The organism is Streptomyces sp. NPDC107471 (assembly GCF_055582845.1).
In genome coordinates this window covers 316,174-337,124 of sequence record NZ_JBVJPC010000010.1, presented here as the reverse complement: position 1 = coordinate 337,124, position 20,951 = coordinate 316,174, and the positions used below count along the sequence as shown (strand labels likewise).

At 71.1% G+C, this 20,951-nt stretch carries 17 protein-coding genes; 10 read left to right on the top strand and 7 right to left on the bottom strand.

The annotated features are described in order from the left end of the window. Positions 1 to 51 precede the first annotated feature (51 nt). From ACZ66S_RS31830 to ACZ66S_RS31810, 5 genes are all read left to right on the top strand, one after another. A complete protein-coding gene (locus ACZ66S_RS31830) occupies positions 52 to 1,236 on the top strand; it encodes an LCP family protein (protein ID WP_469905003.1) in 1,185 nt (394 codons plus the stop codon). 153 nt (positions 1,237 to 1,389) lie between these two features. Beyond that, positions 1,390 to 3,135 (top strand): LCP family protein, encoded by a 1,746-nt coding sequence (locus ACZ66S_RS31825; RefSeq protein ID WP_469905002.1) that lies wholly within the window; start codon positions 1,390 to 1,392, stop codon positions 3,133 to 3,135. A 106-nt stretch (positions 3,136 to 3,241) separates the two neighbouring features. Then, the gene (locus ACZ66S_RS31820) at positions 3,242 to 4,882 is read left to right on the top strand and encodes an LCP family protein (protein WP_469905001.1); all 1,641 of its coding nucleotides are present in this window, start codon (positions 3,242 to 3,244) and stop codon (positions 4,880 to 4,882) included. Between the two features lie 140 nt (positions 4,883 to 5,022). Continuing rightward, positions 5,023 to 6,759 (top strand): LCP family protein, encoded by a 1,737-nt coding sequence (locus ACZ66S_RS31815; RefSeq protein ID WP_469905000.1) that lies wholly within the window; start codon positions 5,023 to 5,025, stop codon positions 6,757 to 6,759. Positions 6,760 to 7,813: 1,054 nt separating this feature from the next. Then, entirely contained in the window at positions 7,814 to 9,355 is a 1,542-nt protein-coding gene (locus tag ACZ66S_RS31810) for an LCP family protein (protein ID WP_469905036.1), read from the top strand. Positions 9,356 to 9,389: 34 nt separating this feature from the next. Here ACZ66S_RS31810 and ACZ66S_RS31805 read toward each other — a convergent pair whose 3' ends face one another. Then, positions 9,390 to 10,418: a glycosyltransferase family 2 protein gene (locus ACZ66S_RS31805; RefSeq protein ID WP_469904999.1), complete on the bottom strand. Its 1,029-nt coding sequence runs from the start codon at positions 10,416 to 10,418 to the stop codon at positions 9,390 to 9,392. 132 nt (positions 10,419 to 10,550) lie between these two features. On the opposite strand from ACZ66S_RS31805, the gene ACZ66S_RS31800 reads away from it, so the two are divergent. Then, positions 10,551 to 12,011, top strand: coding sequence for an LCP family protein (locus tag ACZ66S_RS31800; RefSeq protein ID WP_469904998.1), 1,461 nt, complete (start codon positions 10,551 to 10,553; stop codon positions 12,009 to 12,011). A 46-nt stretch (positions 12,012 to 12,057) separates the two neighbouring features. Here ACZ66S_RS31800 and ACZ66S_RS31795 read toward each other — a convergent pair whose 3' ends face one another. After that, the gene (locus tag ACZ66S_RS31795; protein WP_469904997.1) at positions 12,058 to 12,615 is read right to left on the bottom strand and encodes an acyl-CoA thioesterase; all 558 of its coding nucleotides are present in this window, start codon (positions 12,613 to 12,615) and stop codon (positions 12,058 to 12,060) included. Between the two features lie 118 nt (positions 12,616 to 12,733). Between ACZ66S_RS31795 and ACZ66S_RS31790 the strand changes: the two genes are divergently transcribed. Then, complete coding sequence (locus ACZ66S_RS31790; protein ID WP_469904996.1) at positions 12,734 to 14,005, top strand: LCP family protein; 1,272 nt, start codon at positions 12,734 to 12,736, stop codon at positions 14,003 to 14,005. A 3-nt stretch (positions 14,006 to 14,008) separates the two neighbouring features. Here ACZ66S_RS31790 and ACZ66S_RS31785 read toward each other — a convergent pair whose 3' ends face one another. The 3 genes from ACZ66S_RS31785 to ACZ66S_RS31775 all read right to left on the bottom strand — a co-directional run bounded on the left by ACZ66S_RS31785 (position 14,009) and on the right by ACZ66S_RS31775 (position 16,624). Next, positions 14,009 to 14,854, bottom strand: a complete 846-nt coding sequence (locus ACZ66S_RS31785) for a class I SAM-dependent methyltransferase (RefSeq protein ID WP_469904995.1) — start codon at positions 14,852 to 14,854, stop codon at positions 14,009 to 14,011. A 73-nt stretch (positions 14,855 to 14,927) separates the two neighbouring features. After that, positions 14,928 to 15,290: a four-helix bundle copper-binding protein gene (locus ACZ66S_RS31780; RefSeq protein WP_469904994.1), complete on the bottom strand. Its 363-nt coding sequence runs from the start codon at positions 15,288 to 15,290 to the stop codon at positions 14,928 to 14,930. A gap of 176 nt (positions 15,291 to 15,466) precedes the next feature. Further along, entirely contained in the window at positions 15,467 to 16,624 is a 1,158-nt protein-coding gene (locus tag ACZ66S_RS31775) for an acyl-CoA dehydrogenase (RefSeq protein ID WP_469904993.1), read from the bottom strand. A gap of 178 nt (positions 16,625 to 16,802) precedes the next feature. On the opposite strand from ACZ66S_RS31775, the gene ACZ66S_RS31770 reads away from it, so the two are divergent. Then, positions 16,803 to 18,146, top strand: coding sequence for a UDP-glucose dehydrogenase family protein (locus ACZ66S_RS31770; protein WP_469904992.1), 1,344 nt, complete (start codon positions 16,803 to 16,805; stop codon positions 18,144 to 18,146). A 183-nt stretch (positions 18,147 to 18,329) separates the two neighbouring features. On the opposite strand, the gene ACZ66S_RS31765 is transcribed toward ACZ66S_RS31770, so the two are convergent. Next, the gene (locus ACZ66S_RS31765) at positions 18,330 to 18,833 is read right to left on the bottom strand and encodes a CGNR zinc finger domain-containing protein (protein ID WP_469904991.1); all 504 of its coding nucleotides are present in this window, start codon (positions 18,831 to 18,833) and stop codon (positions 18,330 to 18,332) included. A gap of 117 nt (positions 18,834 to 18,950) precedes the next feature. On the opposite strand from ACZ66S_RS31765, the gene ACZ66S_RS31760 reads away from it, so the two are divergent. Beyond that, positions 18,951 to 19,310: a VOC family protein gene (locus tag ACZ66S_RS31760; protein WP_469904990.1), complete on the top strand. Its 360-nt coding sequence runs from the start codon at positions 18,951 to 18,953 to the stop codon at positions 19,308 to 19,310. A gap of 28 nt (positions 19,311 to 19,338) precedes the next feature. After that, positions 19,339 to 19,722, top strand: a complete 384-nt coding sequence (locus tag ACZ66S_RS31755; protein ID WP_469904989.1) for a VOC family protein — start codon at positions 19,339 to 19,341, stop codon at positions 19,720 to 19,722. Between the two features lie 9 nt (positions 19,723 to 19,731). Here the strand turns inward: ACZ66S_RS31755 and ACZ66S_RS31750 are convergent, their stop codons facing one another. After that, positions 19,732 to 20,844 carry a dipeptidase gene (locus ACZ66S_RS31750; protein WP_469904988.1) on the bottom strand — a complete coding sequence of 371 codons (1,113 nt, stop codon included), beginning with the start codon at positions 20,842 to 20,844 and terminating at the stop codon, positions 19,732 to 19,734. Between the last annotated feature and the right edge of the window lie 107 nt (positions 20,845 to 20,951).

Sequence of the window (20,951 nt, the reverse complement as noted above, 5' to 3'; positions counted from 1 at the left end):
TCGTAGGAGCAGACAGGAGCTACGCGCCTACGCCGTGAGGGGGCACCCGTCGTGACCGACAGCGCAGGCACCCCAGGGCCCGGCGCCGGGTCGTCGGCGAGCGGGAGGGGGCTCATACGGCGGCGCCGGCGCAGGCGGATCCGGTGCGGGGCGCTCGTCGTCGCCGTGGCCGCCGCCGCGGCCGGCGGCACCGGATGGGCCCTGTACGCCAAGCTCGACGGGAACATCACGGCGGACGAGGCGGCCGCCGCCGAGCTCGCCCGGTACGAGAGGGACCGGCCGACCTCGCTCGTCAAGGACGCCCAGAACATCCTGCTGATCGGGTCCGACTCGCGCTCGGGCGACGGCAACGGGCGGTACGGCCGGGACTCCGGGACCGAGCGGTCGGACACCACGATCCTGCTGCACCTGGCCGCCGGGCGGCGCACCGCGACGGCCGTGTCCCTGCCGCGGGACCTGATGGTGGACGTGCCGTCCTGCCTGGGGCGGGACGGGACCCGCAGCGAGCCCATGTTCGCGATGTTCAACTACGCCTTCCAGAAAGGCGGTTCGGCCTGCACGATCCGGACCGTCGAGAAACTCACGAACATTCGCGTGGATCATCACATGGTCGTCGACTTCCACGGCTTCAAGGACATGGTGGACGCCGTCGACGGAGTCGCGGTCTGCCTCGCCGAACCGATCGACGACAAGGCCGCCAAGCTGCGGCTGCCGGCGGGGCGGGTGACGCTCGACGGCGAGGAGGCGCTCGGCTACGTACGCGCCCGCAAGTCCCTCGGCAACGGCAGCGACACCGACCGGATGGACCGCCAGCAGCGCTTTCTCGGGGCACTCGTCAACAAGGTGCAGAGCAATGACGTACTGCTGAATCCGGTGAAGCTCTATCCCGTGCTGGACGCGGCGACTTCCTCGCTCACCACCGATCCCGGTCTGGCCAGTCTGCGCGGGCTGTACGAACTCGTGCGCGGTCTGCGGCACATCCCCACGGGGCGGGTGCAATTCCTTACCGTGCCGCGGGAGTCCTACGTCTACGACGCCAATCGTGATCAACTCGTCGAACCCGAGGCCCGGCGCCTTTTCGAACGGTTGCGCAAGGACGCGCCGGTGAAGGTGACCGGGAAAGCCCCGACGGTCTCGGGACATTCCCAGGACGAAGAACCCTATGAGGAATCTGAGAACGGCGGCGGGGTGCCCACCTTCCGCGGCAACACGGCCGCTGAGGACACCTGCGAGTAAAGCGTTCGCCAAGGCGAGGAAGCGGTGTCCGGGCAAATGGGCGGATTGCCCGGTTGTAGGGACGTGGAATACGTCACCGCCGTAACCTGTCGGCGAATCGGACGGCTAGTGTGAGCGATCCGGTGCATCCGGCCGACGGAGGATTCAGCAACCGTGGACGCACAAGGCCGTGGGCGGGCGGGCGAAATCGACCCCGCCGACCAGTGGGTGCTCAACCCGCACACCGGTGAATACGAACTGCGACTGAGCCCTTCCGCACCGCAGTCAGGTGTTCCCGGTCCCCGTGGATCCGCGCCCTCCCCCCGCAGGTCGGGCGCCCCCGCCGGTCGTACGGCCACCCCGGTGGCCCCCGGCCGGGACGTTCCGCCGCCGCGCAGGCGCCGGGGCGCGCCGCCCGAGGAGCCGCCGCCGGGGCGACGCGGACGCCGGCCCGTCAAGAAGAAGTCGACGGCGAAGAAGGCGCTGCTGTGGACCGGCGGCACGATGGCCTTCGTGCTGATCGCGGCCGCGGGCGGCGGGTACCTCTACATCCGCCACCTCAACGGGAACATCACCTCCGTCTCCGACGACGGGGCGAGCACCGGCGGCTTCCAGACGGACAAGGCGATCAACATTCTGCTGATCGGCACCGACAAGCGCACCGGCAAGGGCAACGGGAGCTACGGCGACAAGGACAGCGTCGGGCACGCGGACACCACGATCCTGCTGCACGTCTCCAAGGACCGGACCAACGCGACCGCGCTGAGCATCCCGCGCGACCTGATCGTGGACGTGCCGGACTGCCCGACCACGCAGGAGGACGGCAGCACCAAGGTCATCCCGGGCACGGACGGCGTCCGCTTCAACACCAGCCTCGGCCAGGACGAGCGCACCCCGAGCTGCACGGTGCGGACCGTCACCGAGCTCACCGGCATCCAGGCCGACAACTTCATGGTGGCCGACTTCAACGCGGTCAAGACGCTGACCACGGCGGTCGGCGGCGTCGAGGTCTGCCTGGCCAAGGACATCGACGACGAGGACTCCAAGCTCAAGCTGTCCAAGGGCAAGCACACCATCTCCGGTGAGGACGCCCTCGCGTTCGTGCGCACCCGGCACTCGGTCGGCTTCGGCGGTGACCTGAGCCGGATCGGGCTGCAACAGCAGTTCCTGAGCGCGCTGATGCGCAAGCTGAAGTCGAACGACACGCTCACCAACCCGGCGAAGATGCTGAAGCTGGCCGAGGCGGGCACCAAGGCGCTGACCGTCGACTCGCAGCTCGACAGCATCGGCAAGCTCAAGGACCTCGGTCTCGAGCTGGGCAAGCTCAACGTGAAGAACCTGACGTTCACCACCGTGCCGGTCGTCGACAACCCGGCGGAGAAGGTGAAGGCGACGGTCGTCCTCAACGACGCGACGGCTCCCACGGTGTTCGACATGATCAAGAACGACGTGTCGTTCACCGAGGTGAAGAAGAAGGCGAACGCGTCCAAGAGCGCCGAGGCGGCGGAGGCCGCGGCCCGGCTCAAGGGCACCAAGTCCGCCGCGTCCGAGGTGCGGGTGCGCATCCTCAACGGCGGCGCGGCGGCGGGCAGCGCGCAGGCCGAGCTGGAGTACCTCCAGAACGAGGAGGGCGTACTGAAGTCGGAGAACTCCGGCAACGCGGACGCGTCGCTGGCGAAGACGACCCTGGAGTACGCCCCCGACCAGGCCGACCAGGCGCGCCGCCTCGCGGACATCCTGGGTCTGTCCGGATCGCAGCTCAAGCCGGGCAAGAGCGTCACCAACGCGCAGGGCCTGCCCACGATGACACTGACCCTGGGCAAGGACTTCAAGGGCGCCGGGGTGTCCTTCACCACGGCGACGAAGGCACCGGAGGGGGTGCAGCAGTCCACGGCCGACAAGGTCGAGTGCGCCAAGTGAGAGCCGGTTCTGCGGCTCTGCGGTGACCTGAAGGGCCTGTCGTGCGTCTAACCAGTCGTACGGCAGGTCTTTTCGTTGGTTCGGTGTGAGGGTGGGGAGACAGGGGATGGCGCACAGCGGTGTGCACGAGGAGGGGGCGCGGCCGGTTTCCCGGCCCGCTCCAGGCCCGCGGGAGGCCGGCGGGGGCGGCGGCAGCGGGATCGGGAGCGGGGGCAGTGGGGACGGCGGCCGGCGGCACGGACGGCAACGCGGCAGACGCGGACACCGGATGCTGAGATGGTCGGCCGTCACGCTCGCCGTGCTGATACTCGGCACGGCCGGCGCCGGATACCTGTACTACCAGCACCTCAACGGCAACATACGCAAGGGCGAGCGCAGCAGCGGTGACTCCAAGGCGCGCAGGACCGAGGCCAACGCGGCCGGGCAGACGCCGCTCAACATCCTGCTGATCGGCTCGGACAGCCGTAACTCCGACGAGAACGTGCGGCTCGGCGGCAGCCGGGACAACCGCGGCAACCCGCCGCTGGGCGACGTGCAGATGCTCATCCACCTCTCGGCGGACCGCAAGAGCGCGGCGATGGTGAGCATTCCGCGCGACACCCGGGTCGACATCCCCAAGTGCACGGACCCGGACACCGGGAAGACCTACCCGGCGACCACCGACATCATCAACACCTCACTGGCCCGCGGCGGCGCCGGCTGCACGCTCGCCACCTGGCAGAACCTCACCGGTGTCTACATCGACCACTGGATGACGATCGACTTCTCCGGCGTGGTGCGGATGGCGGACGCCATCGGCGGGGTCTCCGTCTGTGTGAAGCAGAACGTGTGGGACCGGCCGACGGCCGCGGTGCCGGGCGGCTCCGGGCTGAAGATGACGGCGGGCACCCACAAGGTCGAGGGCAAGCAGGCCCTCCAGTGGCTGCGCACCCGGCACGCCTGGGGCAGCGACCTGATGCGGGCCAGGGCCCAGCACATGTACCTGAACTCGATGATCCGCACGCTGAAGGGGCAGAACGTCTTCACCGACACCCCGCGGCTGATGAGCCTCGCCGAGGCGGCCACGAAGTCCCTCCAGGTGTCCGAGGAGATCGGCTCCGTCAAGGAGCTCTACGACCTCGGCATGCAGCTCAAGTCGGTGCCGACGGACCGCATCACCTCGGTGACGATGCCGAACGTCGAGGACCCGCGGGACGACAACCACGTCGTGCCGGACGGCGCGAACGCCGACAAGCTGTGGGAGATGCTCCGCGACGACGTGCCCCTCGACAAGAAGGGCAAGGGGTCCGGCGGGAAGAAGGACAGCGAGCCCACCCGGACCCCGTCCGCCCCGGACGGCGAGATCGGGGTCCTCGTCCGGAACGCGACCGCGACCTCGACGCTGGGCCCGGTGGGCGGCCGGGCCGGCACGATCGCCGCCGAGCTTGTGCAAAAAGGTTTCTCGCAGGCGTCCAAGGACGCGACGACCGGGCTCTCCGAGGAGCGGACCGTCGTGCGCTACCCGAGCGCCGAACTGGAGGGTGACGCCCAGCGGGTGGCCAAGTCCCTGGGCATTCCCATGAGTTCGGTGAAGGAGTCGACCGACGTCTCCGGCGTCACGCTCGTCGTGGGCGCCGACTGGCGCACCGGGACGGTGTACCCGAAGCAGTCCGAGGCCAGGGCCGGTGACGTGCCGGGCAACGCGGACGCCATCAACGGCTCGGACACCGGACAGTGCATGGACGTGTACTCGGTCTACCGCTGGTAGTCGAACGAAGCGGGCCGGGCGTACGTACATGCTCACGGAATCGGCACGGGAACAACTCACGTCGCTCAAGGCCCGATCGGGCGGATAGTGTGAGCGATCCAGCGATCGCCGCGTGGCCCTGACGGAGGATTCGGACAACCGTGGACGCACAAGGCCGTGGGCGGGCGGACGACGTCGACCCCGCAGACCAGTGGGTGCTCAATCCGAACACCGGTGAGTACGAACTGCGACTGGCCCCTTCCGCAGCGCAGTCACCCGTCCCCGGTCCACGGGGATCCGCGCCCGCCCCGAGCCGGCCGGGAGCGCCGCGTGGTCGTACGACGACGCCCCCCGAGGCCCCCGGCCGGGACGTCCCGCCGCCGCGCAGGCGCCGGGGCACCCCGCCCGAGGAGCCGCTGCCGGGGCGGCGCGGGCGCCGGCCGGTCAAGCAGAAGTCGAAGGCGAAGAAGGCTGTGCTGTGGACCGGCGGCACGATGGCGTTCGTCCTGGTCGCCGGTGCCGCGACGGGCTGGTTCTACCTCAAGCACCTGGAGGGCAACGTCGGCACGACCGACGTCGGGGACGCGGCCGCGAGCAACTTCAGCAAGGACGAGGCCTTCAACATCCTCATCATCGGCACCGACAAGCGCACCGGTGAGGGCAACGAGGGCTACGGCGACGCGGGCAGCGTGGGCCACGCGGACACCAACATCCTGCTGCACGTCGCCAAGGACCGGTCGAACGCGACCGCGCTCAGCATCCCGCGCGACCTGATCGTCGACATCCCGGACTGCGAGACCAACCAGGAGGACGGCTCCTCGTCGGTCGTCGCGGGCCAGGACGGCGTCCGCTTCAACCGGAGCCTCGGCGAGAGCGGCCGGGACGCGGGCTGCACGATGCGCACGGTCGAGGCGGCCACCGGCATCAAGCCCCAGCACTTCGTGATGGCCGACTTCAACGCGGTGAAGACCCTGACCACGGCGGTGGACGGGGTCGAGGTCTGTGTGGAGAAGGCCGTCGACGACAAGAAGTCCAAGCTCGTCCTGCCCGCCGGCAAGTCCAAGGTGGAGGGTGAGCGGGCCCTCGCCTTCGTGCGCACCCGGCACGCCTTCGGCAACGAGGGCGACCTGGACCGGATCAAGGTGCAGCAGCAGTTCCTGGGCTCGCTGATGCGCAAGATGACCTCCGGAGACACCCTCACCAGCCCCACGAAGCTGCTGAAACTGGCAGAGGCCGCGACCAACGCGCTCACCGTGGACAAGGCGATCGGCAAGGTCGGCACGCTCAAGGACATCGCCCTGGAGCTGAAGAAGGTGCCGACGAAGAACATCAGCTTCATGACCGTCCCGGTCAAGGACAACCCCGCCGAGACGGTCAAGGCGACGGTGGTGATCGACGAGTTCAGGGCTCCCTCGATCTTCGACGCGATCAAGAACGACGTCTCCTTCACCGAGGTCAAGGCGCAGGAGAAGAAGGAGAAGGCGGCGGTCGCGGCCCGGCTCAAGGGCACCAGGTCCGCCGCGTCCGAGGTGCGGGTTCGCATCCTCAACGGCGGGGCGGCCGCGGGCAGCGCACAGCAGCAGCTCGCCTACCTCCAGACCGAGGCGGGCGTGACCAAGTCCGACAACGCGGGCAACGCCGAGGCGTCGCTGGCGAGGACGACGCTGGAGTACGACCCCGACCAGGCCGACCAGGCGCGCCGCCTCGCGGACATCATGGGCCTGTCCGGCTCGGCGCTGAAGCCCGGCAAGAGCGTCACCAACTCCCAGGGCCTGCCCGCCATGACCCTCACCCTGGGCAAGGACTTCAAGGGCGCGGGCGTGAAGCTCAACTCGTCCACGGCATCCGCCCCGAACGTGGAGAAGTCCACAGCGGACAAGACGCAGTGCGCTAGCTGAGGCCCTCGACGGACGGGACGGGGTGCGAGCCGGGTCCCGGCGGACGGGGCGGGGTGCGAGCCGGGGTCCCTGCGGACAGGACTGGACGGGGTACGAGCCGGAGTCCGGGTAAACCGACCATGGGACGCCAGCCGGGGTCCCGTCGGACGGGGCGGGGTGCGAGCCGGGGCCCTGCGGACCGGACTGGACGGGGTACGCGCGGAGTCCGGGTGAACCGACCATGAGACGCCAGCCGGGGTCCCGACGGACGGGGCGGGACGCGAGCCGGGGCCCTGCGGACCGGACTGGACGGGGTACGCGCCGGAGTCCGGGTGAACCGACCATGGGACGCCAGCCGGGGTCCCGACGGACGGGGCGAGACGCGAGCCGGGGCCCTGCGGACCGGACTGGACGGGGTACGCGCCGAAATCCGGGTGAACCGACCATGGGACGCCAGCCGGGGTCCCGGCGGACGGGGCGAGACGCGAGCCGGGGCCCTGCGGACAGGACTGGACGGGGTGCGCGCCGAAATCCGGGTGAACCGACCATGGGACGCCAGCCGGGGCCCTGCGGACGGGGCGAGGTGCGAGACGGGGACCCGACAGACCGGACAGGACGCAAGCCGGAGGCCCGGTGGACAGGACGGGACGCGAGACGGGAGCCCTGCGGACAGGACGGGACGCGCAACAGGGATCCGGCAGACCGGACAGGGCGCGAAACAGGGGCACGGCAGATGAGACAGGGCGCGAGTCGAAGTCCCGGCAGACGGGACAGAGCGCGCCAGCCGAGAACACGGTGGACCAGACAGGGCGCCAGCCAAAGACACGGTGGACCAGACAAGGGCCAGCCGAAGACACGGCGGACCAGACAGGGCGCCACCCGAAGACACGGCGGACCAGACAGGGTGTGCGGCGGGGTCCATGGGGTGGTGCGAGCCGGGCCCCAGGTCTCGCACAGGTTCGTAGGGCAACCTCACGGGCCCGTCGGATGTCTAAGACGTGCGGCGGGCCCGTGGCATGACCGCGGATCCGGTGGGGTGGGTGGGAGGACGGGAACGTTGACAACGCAATACAGCGTGCAGGAAGCGGCGCCGGCGACCGAGGGGGACGGCGGGCAGGGCAGCCGCAGGGCACCGCGCAAGCACCGGCTGCTCCGGTGGTCCGCGGCGACACTCGCGGTGCTGATACTCGCGGCGGGCGGGACCGGCTACGTCTACTACCGGCACCTGAACGCCAACATCGAGCAGGACGACCTGAACCTCGGTGACAACAAGGTCGCCGAGCCGACGCCGAACGCCGCGGGCCAGACCCCGCTGAACATCCTGCTGATCGGCTCCGACGCCCGCGACAGCAAGGAGAACCAGGAACTCGGCGGCGCCAAGGAGACCTTCGGCTCCACTCCGCTCGCGGACGTGCAGATGCTGCTGCACCTGTCCGCCGACCGCACCAACCTCTCGGTCGTCAGCATGCCCCGCGACACCCTCGTCAAGATCCCCAAGTGCACCGACCCGGACGACGGCAAGGTGTACGCGGCGAGCGACGGGCGGGTGATGACCAACCAGAGCCTCGGCCACGGCGGTCCGGGCTGCACGGTGGCCACCTGGCAGGAGCTCACCGGCATCCACATCGACCACTTCGTGATGGTCGACTTCGCCGGCGTGGTGTCCATGGCCGACGCCGTCGGCGGGGTGCCGGTCTGCGTGGACGCCAACATCCACTCGCGGGACAGCCAGGGGCACGGTTCGGGCCTCAAGCTGGAGAAGGGCACCACGTCCGTCAAGGGCGAGCAGGCGCTGCAGTGGCTGCGCACCCGCTACGGCTTCGAGGACGGCAGCGACCTCGCCCGCGCCAAGGCCCAGCACATGTACATGAACTCGATGGTCCGCGAGCTGCGCGCCAACGCCACCCTGAGCAGCCCGAACAAACTGCGCAAGCTGGCCGAGCAGGCCACGAGCGCCCTCACCGTCGACTCGGGGCTCGGCACCGTGAAGAAGCTCTACGACCTCAGCAACGAGCTGCGCAGGGTGGAGCCGGAGCGCATCACCATGACGACCATGCCGAACCGGTACGTCGGCGCGCGCGTGGAACCCACCGAGGACGCCGAGCAGCTCTTCCGGCTGGTGCGCGACGACATCGCGCTGGACGGCAAGGACACGAAGGAGGCGACCGCGCAGAAGGCGGAGGAGGCCTCCGACGACCCGGCCGCCGCGAAGGACGAGATCGGGGTCCTGGTCCAGAACGGCACCCGCACCGACAGCCTGGCCGCGGCGAGCGGGCGCGCGAGCACGGTGGCCGGCCTGCTGGTCGACAAGGGCTTCGGCAAGGCGGTCTCCGACCGTTCCGCGTCGCTCTCCGAGGAGCGGACCGTGGTGCGCTACCCGAGCGCGGAACTGGAGGGCGACGCCCAGGCGGTCGCCAAGTCCCTGGGCATCCCGATGAGTTCGGTGAAGAAGTCGACCGACGTCTCCGGGGTCACCCTCGTCGTGGGCGCCGACTGGCGCGAGGGTACGGCGTACAAGGCGCCCAAGGAGGACGACACGACCCCGAAGACCGCGGAGGCCCTGAACGGCGCCGACGACTCGGCCTGCATGCACGTCAACCCGGGCTTCACCTGGTGACGGGGGCGCCCCTCGGACCTGAGGGGCGCCGCTCTCACACCTTGTTCGGAACGGCGGGCCGCCGGGAGGCTATGACCCGCCTGGCCAGGGAGCGCGGGCTGGTCAGGAAGCCGTAGCCCCACGACATGTGCATGGTGGCGAGGGCGACCGGGATCTGGAGCCGGGCCTTCAGCGGCAGCCCCCTGCCCGCGGGCAGCGAGCCCAGGACGATCGCCGCGAGGTAGCCGCCGGGGACCACGAAGCCGAGCGGGGTCAGCGCGGCGCCGACCACGACCCCGGCCGCGATCGCGCACACCGCGGTCGGCGGGGCGAGGTAGCGCAGGTTGATGGAGCCCTCGTGGTAGCGGGCGACGACGTGCCGCCAGCGGCCGTAGTCCTTGTACTGCTTGGCGAGGGCCTTCACGCTCGGCCTCGGGCGGTACGACACCCTGAGCTCGGGCGAGAACCAGATGAGCCCTCCCGCCTCCCTGATCCGGAAGTTGAGCTCCCAGTCCTGGGCGCGGATGAACTCCTCGTTGTAGCCGCCCTGTTGCTCCAGCGCCTCGCGCCGGAACACCCCGAGGTACACGGTCTCGGCGGCCTGGGCCTGACCACCGGTGTGGAAGGCCGCGTTGCCGACGCCGATCTTCGAGGTCATCGCGGCGGCGACCGCGTGCTCCCAGTCGTTCTCGCCCTCGGCGTGCATGATGCCGCCGACGTTCTGCGCGCCGGTCTCCTCCAGGAGACGTACAGCGGTCGCGATGTAGTTCGGCGAGAGCATGCCGTGCCCGTCGACGCGGACGACGATCGGGTGGCGGGATGCCTTGATCGCGGCGTTGAGGGCTGCGGGGGTGCGGCCGGTGGGGTTCGGGACGGTGTGCACGCGCGCGTCTTCCGCGACGAGCTCGGCGGCGATCTCGTCCGTGCGGTCCGTGGACGGACCGAGGGCGATCACGACCTCCATCTCGCCGGCGTACTCCTGCGCGAGGATCGCTTGGACGGCTCCGCGCAGATGCCGTTCCTCGTTGAGGACGGGCATGATCACAGACACGGCGGGGAGCTGCACGTCGGGCTTGGCGTTCATAGGGGGCTCACGTTACCGCGAACGGGGGACACCGTTGCGCGCCACCGGCGCCGGTGCACCGGGCGGCAGATCGTATGGGCCTACGGTGCTCAGGATCCCTCGTTCGGCTGTTCCTCGCGGAGGTGTCCCCCCATGCCCGCCACGCCCCCACGGCCCTCCGCCGCCCGCCCTCGTCCCCCGCGGCGGCGGCCCGTCCGGCCGCCGGCGCCGCGCCGACGGCCCCGCTGGGCCATGCGGGCGGCGACCACGCTGTCCGTCGTCGTGCTGGCGTCCGCCGGGATCGGGCACGCGGTGATGACCAGCCTCGACGCGGACATCAAGCGCGTGGACCCCTTCAAGGACATGAAGAACCGGCCGCGCGCCGGACACGGCATGAACGTGCTGCTGGTCGGCACCGACGGCCGCGACCGGATCACCGAGGCGGAGCGGCTCAGGTACCGGCTGGGCGGAGCGCCCTGCCACTGCACCGACACGATCATGATCGTGCACATCTCGGAGGACCGGGAGCGGGCGAGCGTGGTGAGCCTGCCGCGGGACTCGTACGCGACGACACCGGCGCACGTCGACGAGACGACCGGGGAACACCACCGCGGACACGCCCTCAAGATCAACGCGGCGTACGCGGAGGGCGGGCCGCCGCTGACGGTCCGGACCGTGGAGGAGATGACCCATGTGAAGATCGACCATTACCTGGAGGTCGACTTCACCAGCTTCATGAAGACGGTGGACGTGCTCGGCGGGGTCGAGATCTGCAACGCCGACCCGCTGAAGGACGCGTACACCGGGCTCGACCTCGCGGCGGGCCGGCACCGGCTGATGGGCGGGCAGGCACTCCAGTACGTCCGCTCCCGGCACGCCGACGGCTCCTCCGACCTCGGCCGGATGAAGCGTCAGCAGCGGTTCCTGGCGGCGCTGATCGAGCGGGCCACGTCCTCCGGCGTCCTGCTGAACCCGATGCGGTTCCGCGACGTGGCGCGGGCCGTCCTCGGGTCGGTGCGGGCCGACAAGGGCTTCGGCACGGACGAGTTGCTCGACCTGGGCCGTGCCATGCGGAACTTCTCCCCCTCCTCGTCGGAGTTCACCACCGTGCCGATCGGGCAGATGGGATACGCCGTCAAGGGCGTCGGCTCGACGCTGAAGTGGGACCCCGTGAAGTCGGCGCGGCTGTTCAAGGCCCTGCGCGAGGACCGGCCGCTGGTCGCGTACAAGCCGAAGAGCAAGGCGCTGCTGGTGCCGGTGTCCCCGCAGCAGATCCGCGTCCAGGTCGAGAACGGCACGGCGACGGGCGGCCTCGGCAAGCGGGTGGACGCGGCACTGGCTGCGACGGGCTTCCGCACGACGGGCGAGCCGGTGAACTCCGCCGACCGCACCCTGAAGCGCACGGTCATCGCCTACGACCCCCGCTGGGACCGCTCGGCCCGCTCCCTGGCGGCGGCCCTCCCCGGCAGCGAGCTGCGCGCGGTCAACGGCCAGGGAGCGGTGCTCAAGGTGCTCGCGGGCGCCGACTTCGAACGCGTGCGCAAGGTACGCGCCGAGGACGAGCTGCAGGGGGAGTCCGGCGTGGTGACGGGCGACGAGGTGGGGTGCGTGTAGGGAGCGGGTGACATCGGTCACCCCGAGGATCCGGGCCGGTGCCGGCTCAGTCCTCGAAGCCCTCCGCGGCGCGCTTCTCGCGCAGTTCCATGATCGCGCGACGGCGGGCGAGGCGGTGCGTGCGGCGGATCTGGGCCTCCTGGTAGCGCCGCTCGTCCCGCTCCGTCTCCGGGAGCACCGGCGGGACCCGGCGGGGCTTGCCGTCGGCGTCGACCGCGGCGAACACGAGGTAGGCGGAGCCGACCTGGGTCGCGGGCGTGGATTCGTTCCAGCGCTCGGCGAGGACGCGCACGCCGACCTCCATCGAGGTCCGGCCGGTCCAGTTGACCTGGGCCTTCACATGGACGAGGTCGCCCACCCGGACCGGCTCCAGGAACGCCATCTCGTCCATGGACGCGGTGACGGCGGGCCCGCCGCTGTGCCGCCCGGCCACCGCGCCGGCCGCGTCGTCCACCAACTTCATGATCACGCCACCGTGCACGGTGCCGAGGAGGTTGGTGTCGGCCTGGGTCATGATGTGGCTCAGCGTGGTGCGGGACGCCGAGGTGGGCTTGCCCGGGATCTCCGGGGCGCCCTGGGGTGCGGCGATGGCCTGGTCTGTCATGCCCCCCACCCTATGCCTGATGACAATTCGGGAATTTGTGTCAGCTTCGCAACAGCGGTGCCCTGATTTTCCGACGACCCTTGTATAGGGCACAGCGGGTACCTGCACACTGGGGCCCATGAACGATTGGCCCGAGGGATGGTCCGGCGACAACCGCGGCGACCGGTACGGACGCGGCAGCGCGGGCGCGCAGCCCGAGAGCGCCCGTGTGATGCGGCAGGTCCGCCGCGGACAGGCGCCGCAGTACGGCGCCGGGGTGCCGCAGCAGCCGTCGTACGTCAACGGCCAGGGCCACGGTGACTACGACGGGTACGACAGCGGTTACAACACCGGCCAGGTCTACGGCTCCCCCGGCGGCGGTGGCCCCGGCGGTCCAGGCGACCCGGTCGGCGGCCGGGGTCCGCGGCCCGCGCCGAACTGGCGCAAGCGGATCAAGTGGACCGCGATCGTGGTGATCACCGGGCTGGTCGTGACGACCGTCGGCACCTACTTCTGGGCCGACTCCAAGCTCAACCGCGAGGTCGACCTGTCCAAGGTCATCGACCGGCCGGAGCAGGGCGACGGCACCAACTACCTGATCGTCGGCTCCGACAGCCGCGCCGGGCTCTCCTCCGAGCAGAAGAAGCAGCTCCACACCGGCTCCGCCGAGGGCAAGCGCACCGACTCGATGATGATCCTGCACACCGGCAGCAACGGCGACACCCTGATCTCGCTGCCGCGTGACTCGGACGTGGAGATCCCGACCTTCGTGGGCTCCGAGTCCGGCAAGACGTACAAGGGCACGGGCCGGCACGTGAAGCTGAACGCCGCCTATGCCGAGGACGGCCCCGAACTCCTGGTCCGCACGGTCGAGTTCAACACCGGGCTGCGCATCGACCACTATGTCGAGATCGGCTTCGCCGGCTTCGCGAGCATCGTGGACGCGGTCGGCGGGGTCGAGATCGACATCGACAAGGGGTTCAAGGACAAGTACTCCGGCGCCGACTTCAAGTCGGGCAAGCAGACGCTCAACGGCGACCAGGCGCTCGCCTTCGTCCGCACCCGGCACGCGTTCGCCGCGTCCGACCTCCAGCGCACCAAGAACCAGCAGAAGTTCCTCGCGGCCCTCGCCCACCAGGTGGCCACCCCGGGCACGGTCCTGAACCCCTTCAAGCTCTACCCGACGCTCGGCGCGGGCCTGGACTCTCTCATCGTCGACAAGGACATGGGCCTGTACGACCTGGGATCCATGTTCTTCGCGATGAAGGGCGTCAACGGCGGCGACGGCACCTCCCTGAACATGCCGATCTCCGGCTCCAGCGGAGGCAACCTCGTCTGGGACAAGACGAAGGTGAAGCAGCTCGTGCAGGAACTGAACAACGACGAGAAGGTCACGGTCTCGGGCAACTGAGCCCTAGGCCCGCCGTCCCGAACCGAGCAGCGCGATGTGCGGAAGGGCCAACCGCCCTTCCGCCACCGTGTGTTCGGCGCTCAGCCGGTCGTACTCCCGTCGGATGCGGGCGACCGTCGCCGGGTCCTGCGAGGTGACGAGGAGCCCGATGGTGGCCACACCGCCGGCGGCACCGCTCCACCACTCCTCGACGCCGGCCCGGTGGTCCCAGGCGAGTTCGGCCGCGCCGGCCGCCACGAAGCCCGCCCCGGCGAGGAGCCGGGTGAGCCCCTCCGGTGTGCGGGGCCAGTCCTGTGCCGGGTCCAGCCGCGGGAGGTACGGCGGCGGTACGGCCCCGCCCGCCTCGCAGGCCCGGCCCAGCAGGTCCTGCCCGGCGCCGCGGTTGGCACTCCACGTGGTGAGGGCGATCCGGCCGCCGGGGCGCAGCACGCGGTGGAGTTCGGTGAGGGCGGTGCGGGGGCGGCCGACGTGGTTGAGGACGAAGTTGCCGACGACGGCGTCGAACTCGCCGTCCGGGTAGGGCAGTTCGGGAAGCCCAGCGGTGCGTGCGTCGACCCCGCGGGCCCGTGCCGCCGCCACCATCCCGGCGTCGGCGTCCACGGCGCTCACCCGCGCGCCGCGGTCGCGCGCCACCACGGCCGCCGTACCGGTGCCGGTGCCGACGTCGAGGACGCGGGTGCCCTCCCCGACCCCGGCCGCGTCCAGCAGGGCGGGTACGGGACGGGCGCACAGGCGCGCGAAGCTGCCCGCGTAGGCCTCGGTGCGGCCCCGCCACATCGCGCGCTCGGCGGCGTCGAACGCCTCGGTGGCGTCCCTGTACGGCGGTGTCGTGTGCTCCGGTGAGGTCATGTCCCGCAGCCTGCCGCACCCGTGGCCGGGGGCACCTCGGGGGGTGCCCCCGGGCGGGCACCGGCGGGGAGCGTCACATCGCCGTGCCCGCCATCGCGCGACAGGTGTCCACGCAGCGGCGACACGCCTGGGCGCAGCGCATCATCTGGGCGTCGTCCGGCATGGCCATGCACGCCTCGGCGCACATCTCGCACGCCTTGGCGCACATCGCGCACATCTCCGCCGACAGGGGCGAGCGGCGCATCATCATGTCCGCGCACATCCGGGTCATGTCGGCGCAGTCGATGAGCGCGCGCATGATCTGCATCTGCGCCTGGCCGCCCCTCTGCATGCAGGAGCTCATGGTCTCCTCGCACACGCTGTGGCACTCCATGCACGCCGCCACGCAGTCCTGCATCTCCCGGCTCATCGCGGACATGCTCTCGGCCTGGGTCATGGCTCCTCCTGGGGGACGCGGGAGCCCGGGGCGGGCCCCGTGCCCTTCCGTCCTACGCCCCCGCCCCGCCGGACGCCATCGGGCGGACGCCGACAATCCACCCCGAAACGCCCACCCCCGGGACGACAGAAGCCCCCGGAACACCTCCGGGGGCTCGGTCGTGGCCGGTCGGGCCGCTACGGCAGGTTGCGGGCCATCACGATCCGCTGGACCTGGTTGGTGCCCTCGTAGATCTGCGTGATCTTGGCGTCGCGCATCATGCGCTCGACCGGGTAGTCGCGGGTGTAGCCGTAGCCGCCGAGGAGCTGGACGGCGTCCGTGGTGACCTCCATGGCCACGTCCGAGGCGAAGCACTTGGCCGCCGCGCCCTGGAAGGTGAGGTCCTTGTCGCCGCGCTCGGAGGCGGCCGCGGCCTGGTAGGTCAGGGCGCGGGCGGCGGCGATCTTCATGGCCATGTCGGCGAGCATGAACTGGATGCCCTGGAAGTCGGCGATGGCCTTGCCGAACTGCTTGCGCTCCTGGACGTAGCCCTTGGCGTAGTCGAGGGCGCCCTGGGCGACACCGAGCGCCTGGGCGGCGATGGTGATGCGGGTGTGGTCGAGGGTCTTCATCGCGGTGGCGAAGCCGGTGCCCTCCTCGCCGATCATGCGATCGGCGGGGATGCGGACGTTGTCGAAGTAGACCTCGCGGGTCGGGGAGCCCTTGATGCCGAGCTTCTTCTCAGGGGCGCCGAAGGAGACGCCCTCGTCGGACTTCTCGACGACGAAGGCGGAGATGCCCTTGGAGCGCTTGGTGGGGTCGGTGACGGCCATCACCGTGTAGTACTCGGACTCGCCCGCGTTGGTGATCCAGCGCTTCACGCCGTTGAGGATCCAGTGGTCGCCGTCGCGGACCGCCTTGGTCTTCATGCCGGCCGCGTCCGAGCCGGCGTCCGGCTCGGAGAGGGCGTAGGAGAACATCGCGTCGCCCTTGGCGAGCGGGCCCAGGTACTTCTTCTTCAGGTCCTCGGAACCGGAGAGGATCACCGGGAGCGAGCCGAGCTTGTTCACGGCGGGGATCAGGGAGGAGCTGACGCAGACGCGCGCGACCTCCTCGATGACGATGACCGTGGCCAGGGCGTCGGCACCGGCGCCGCCGTACTCCTCGGGGACGTGCACGGCGTGCAGGTCGTTGGCGACCAGCGCGTCCAGTGCCTCGCGCGGGAAGCGGGCCTCCTCGTCGACCGCGGCGGCGTGGGGCGCGATCTTCGCCTCCGCCAGCGAGCGGATGGCGTCCCGGAGCATGTCGTGCTCCTCGGACGGGCGGTACAGGTCGAAGTCAGCCGATCCGGCCAAGGTCTCTCACGCTCCAAGGACGCTGCGATGCCTGTGCTAATTACCGTTAAGTAACTCGAATTTTAGGGCCCGGCCCACAGGAGGGATACGTGAGCTTGGCGACAGCGGGAAAGCTGCCCGTCAGGCCCTCCGACTATGCTCGGGCGCGCACTGGCCCGTCCCCCTTTCTGGAGTCTCCATGGCCCTCAAGATCACCGTGATCGGCACCGGCTACCTCGGCGCCACCCACGCCGCGGCCATGGCCGAGCTCGGTTTCGAGGTGCTGGGGCTCGACGTGGTGCCCGAGAAGATCGAGATGCTCCAGCGCGGCGAGGTCCCGATGTACGAACCGGGCCTGGAGGAGCTGCTGCGCAAGCACGTCGCCGGGATCGAGGGCTCCACCGGCCGGCTCCGCTTCACCATGGACTTCGCCGAGGTGGGCGCCTTCGGCGACGTGCACTTCGTCTGCGTGAACACCCCGCAGCGGCACGGCGAGTACGCCTGCGACATGTCGTACGTCGACGCGGCGATCGCCTCGCTCGCCCCGCACCTGAGCCGTCCGGCCCTGGTCGTCGGCAAGTCGACGGTGCCCGTGGGCTCGGCCGACCGGCTGGCCCGCTATCTGGCCGACCACTCCCCCGCGGGCGCCGACGCCGAGCTGGCCTGGAACCCGGAGTTCCTGCGCGAGGGCTTCGCCGTGGACGACACGCTGCACCCGGACCGGATCGTCGTCGGCGTGCGCAGCGAGCGCGCGGAGCGACTGCTGCGCGAGGTGTACGCCACGCCGCTCGGCGAGGGCACGCCGTTCGTGGTGACCGACTTCCCGACCGCCGAACTGGTGAAGACCTCGGCGAACTCCTTCCTGGCCACGAAGATCTCCTTCATCAACGCGATGGCGGAGGTCTGCGAGGCCGCCGACGGCGATGTCGCCAAGCTGGCCGAGGCCATCGGGTACGACGACCGGATCGGGAAGAAGTTCCTGCGGGCCGGGATCGGCTTCGGCGGCGGCTGCCTGCCCAAGGACATCCGCGCCTTCATGGCCCGTGCGGGTGAGCTCGGCGCCGACCAGGCGCTGACCTTCCTGCGCGAGATCGACTCGATCAACATGCGCCAGCGCGGCCAGATGGTGGAGCTGGCCCGGCAGATACTGGGCGGCGGTCCGTTCCTCGGCAAGCGGGTCGCGGTGCTCGGCGCCACCTTCAAGCCCGACTCGGACGACGTGCGCGACTCCCCCGCGCTGAACGTCGCCGGGCAGATCCACCTCCAGGGCGGTCAGGTCACCGTCTACGACCCCAAGGGCATGGACAACGCCCGCCGCCTCTTCCCGACCCTCGGCTACGCCGACACGGCCGTGGACGCCGTCCGGGGCGCCGACGTCGTGCTGCACCTCACGGAGTGGCGGGAGTTCCGCGAGCTGGACCCGGCGGCCCTCGGCGAGGTCGCGGCGGCGAAGGTCGTCCTCGACGGCCGCAACGCCCTGGACCCGGCGCTGTGGCGGAAGGCCGGCTGGACGTACCGCGCGATGGGCCGCCCGACGGCCTGAGCGGCGGGACTTCCGCGGGCACGGTCGCCGGCGCACGGGTGAACGCCGTTCCGGCCGGGGCTCAGCCGGCCGGAACGGCGTCCGGAGCCATTCTCCACACCCCCACCACATTTCCGGAACCGCTTTCCGAGGAGTCGGGGATGACAACCGTCACCCCGCCCGCGGAGGGGGCACCGTGACGCCTCACCCCTTGGCCCGGTAGCGCCGCATCTTCGCCCGGGCCCCGCACACCTGCATGGAGCACCAGCGGCCCCGCCCCGCCGGGCTGCGGTCGTAGTACGCCCAGTGGCAGTCCACGGCCTCGCACGCCTTCAGGCGGGCCCAGGTGCCCGCGACCAGCGACTCGGCGACGGCGCCGGCGACCCGGGAGAGCAGGGGCCCGGCGTCCGCGGGGGCGAGCGCGGCCGAGCCGTCCGACGCGGCCACCGTGAGGAACAGGGGCGCCGCCGCGAGCAGCTCCCCCAGCGGTGTCACCGCGCGGTGCGGCGGATGCCCGGCGTGGGCCAGCAGGGCGGCCCGCAACGACTCCCGCAGCTCACGCGCCGGCGCCAGTTCGCCCTCGGCGATCCCGAACCGCGCCCGTCCCTCCGCCGAGTCCAGCGCGTCGGCACCCGACTCCAGGTCCACCGTGTTGACCAGGGACTCGACCAGGGCCAGCCCCCCGGGCGCGGGCGATCGCTCACTCATGGCTGCACGCTACCTAGCTAGGGAATTCCCTTGCGACGTTACCTCCGATGCGGGAGCATGCGGTAACCGTTACTGGTTACCCGCTCCTACAGGTAACCGCACTTCAAGGAGGAAGCCATGGCCATCGCCGAACTCGGAGCCGTCGTACTGGACTGTCCCGACCCGCGCGCGCTCGCCGGTTTCTACGCCGGTGTCCTCGGCGGCAGCGTCGAGGGCGAGGGCGACTGGGTGGACCTCAAGACCCCCGGCGGACCGTCGCTGGCCTTCCAGGCCGCCCCCGGTTTCGTCCCGCCGCGGTGGCCCGCCCCCGACGCCTCGCAGCAGTTCCACCTCGACCTGACCGTCCGGGACCTGGACGCGGCCGAGAAGGAGGTGCTGGCGCTCGGGGCGAAGCCGCTGGACACCGAGGACCGCTCCCGCACCTTCCGTGTGTACGCGGACCCGGCTGGGCACCCGTTCTGCCTCTGCGCCTGCTGAACCGCCGGACGAACCAGGAGGACCTCTCGTGACCGTCGCACGCTTCCGTTCCGTCGTGCTCGACTGCCCCGACCCCCGCGCGCTCGCCCACTTCTACGCCGGGATCGTGGGCGGCACGCCGGAGGACGACGACCCGGACTGGGTGGTCCTGCGCGTGCCCGCCGGCCCCCGGCTGGCCTTCCAGAGCGCCCCGGACCTCACCCCGCCCGAGTGGCCGCGGGCCGACCGCAACTCCCAGCAGTTCCACCTCGACTTCGACGGCGGGACCACCTGGGAGGAGATCGACGCGGCCGAGGCCAAGGTGCTGGAGCTGGGCGCCAAGCTGCTGCACGCCGAGGACGAGGAGGACTTCAGGGTGTACGCCGACCCGGCGGGACACCCCTTCTGCCTGTGCCGTATCGACCCGGTCTAGCGCGGCGGGTCATCCGTCGAGGTCGGCGATCTTCGCCGTGGACGGCTCGCGCCGCTGCTGCGCCGCCCGCGCGGTGAAGTCGGACTCGCGCAGCAGCCGCTGGACATTGCCCCAGGTCAGCAGTGCGAGGTCGGCCTCGTCCCAGCCGCGGCGCAGCAGCTCGGCGACGAGGTGCGGATAGCAGGAGGCGTCGCCGAGCTCCTGCGGGTGGGCGGTCCCGGCGTCGTAGGTGCCGGACAGGCCCACGCACGCGGCGCCCGCGACCGCGCGCACGTGGTCGAGGTGGTCGGCGACGTCACGGACCGTCGGGCCGGTCTGCTCGGCGGTCAGCGGCACCATGCACAGGCCCTTGGCGGCGCCCAGCTCGGCGAGCAGGTCGTCGGGCAGGTTGGCCGGGTGGGGGCGCAGCGCGCGGGCGGCGGAGCGGCTGAACAGCACCGGCGCCTTGGACACCGCCAGGGTCCGCCGGATGGTGGCCTCGGAGGCGCCGGAGAGGTCGGCGAGGACCCCGAGCCGGTTCATCTCGCGCAGCACCTCCTCGCCGAACCGGGTGAGCCCCGCCCCGCTCGCCCAGGTCACCCCGGTCAGCGTGAGGGCGCGCAGGCCGAGGGCGTGCAGGGAGCGCAGGATGCCGAGCGAGTCGCCGAGGGCGGCGGCGCCCGCGGGGCCGAGCAGCACGGCGGCGCGGCCGCAGTTGCGGGCGTCGGTGGCCTGCCCCGCGGTACGGGCCAGGCGCAGGCCCTCGGGATGGGCGCGTACGACGGTCTTCACCAGGTCGAGCTGTTCCATCGTGGCGCCGACGGCACGGTCCCCGTCGAGCCCCTCGGGCAGGTGCAGCGACCACATCAGGGCGCCCACGTGGCCCTCCCGGAGCCTCGGCACGTCCGTGTCCACGGCGCTCTCGCCGAGCTCCAGGTCGAACCAGGGCAGGTGCCGCAGGGCCCAGGGCAGCCCGCTGTAGCCGTCGGCGACGGGGTGCGCGGCGAGGACGGCCCGGGCCCGCTCCAGGAGCGCGGTGTCCGGGTCGGAGCCGGTGGTGTACGGGTCCGGCATGTCCTCGAAGAGCTGGGGCAGCTCTCCCGCGTCGGCCGCGGGGTGCAGTTCGTCCTGGAGATCTGCCATGACGGGCTCCGTACGTCGTGATCTTCCTGATCGCCGTACGGTCACCGTCGCACGGAGCGCGGGGGGCTTCCTGGTGGGCGGGGCGTTCGGGGGTACCCCGGTGCGGA

What these genes read in the sequence shown, in the direction of transcription:
- ACZ66S_RS31790 (WP_469904996.1), top strand. Translation starts at nt 12,734, where the DNA reads ATGAACGATTGGCCCGAGGGATGGTCCGGCGACAACCGCGGCGACCGG.
- ACZ66S_RS31750 (WP_469904988.1), bottom strand. Translation starts at nt 20,844, where the DNA reads ATGGCAGATCTCCAGGACGAACTGCACCCCGCGGCCGACGCGGGAGAG.
- ACZ66S_RS31760 (WP_469904990.1), top strand. Translation starts at nt 18,951, where the DNA reads ATGGCCATCGCCGAACTCGGAGCCGTCGTACTGGACTGTCCCGACCCG.
- ACZ66S_RS31805 (WP_469904999.1), bottom strand. Translation starts at nt 10,418, where the DNA reads ATGAACGCCAAGCCCGACGTGCAGCTCCCCGCCGTGTCTGTGATCATG.
- ACZ66S_RS31770 (WP_469904992.1), top strand. Translation starts at nt 16,803, where the DNA reads ATGGCCCTCAAGATCACCGTGATCGGCACCGGCTACCTCGGCGCCACC.
- ACZ66S_RS31820 (WP_469905001.1), top strand. Translation starts at nt 3,242, where the DNA reads ATGGCGCACAGCGGTGTGCACGAGGAGGGGGCGCGGCCGGTTTCCCGG.
- ACZ66S_RS31765 (WP_469904991.1), bottom strand. Translation starts at nt 18,833, where the DNA reads ATGAGTGAGCGATCGCCCGCGCCCGGGGGGCTGGCCCTGGTCGAGTCC.
- ACZ66S_RS31795 (WP_469904997.1), bottom strand. Translation starts at nt 12,615, where the DNA reads ATGACAGACCAGGCCATCGCCGCACCCCAGGGCGCCCCGGAGATCCCG.
- ACZ66S_RS31780 (WP_469904994.1), bottom strand. Translation starts at nt 15,290, where the DNA reads ATGACCCAGGCCGAGAGCATGTCCGCGATGAGCCGGGAGATGCAGGAC.
- ACZ66S_RS31785 (WP_469904995.1), bottom strand. Translation starts at nt 14,854, where the DNA reads ATGACCTCACCGGAGCACACGACACCGCCGTACAGGGACGCCACCGAG.
- ACZ66S_RS31800 (WP_469904998.1), top strand. Translation starts at nt 10,551, where the DNA reads ATGCCCGCCACGCCCCCACGGCCCTCCGCCGCCCGCCCTCGTCCCCCG.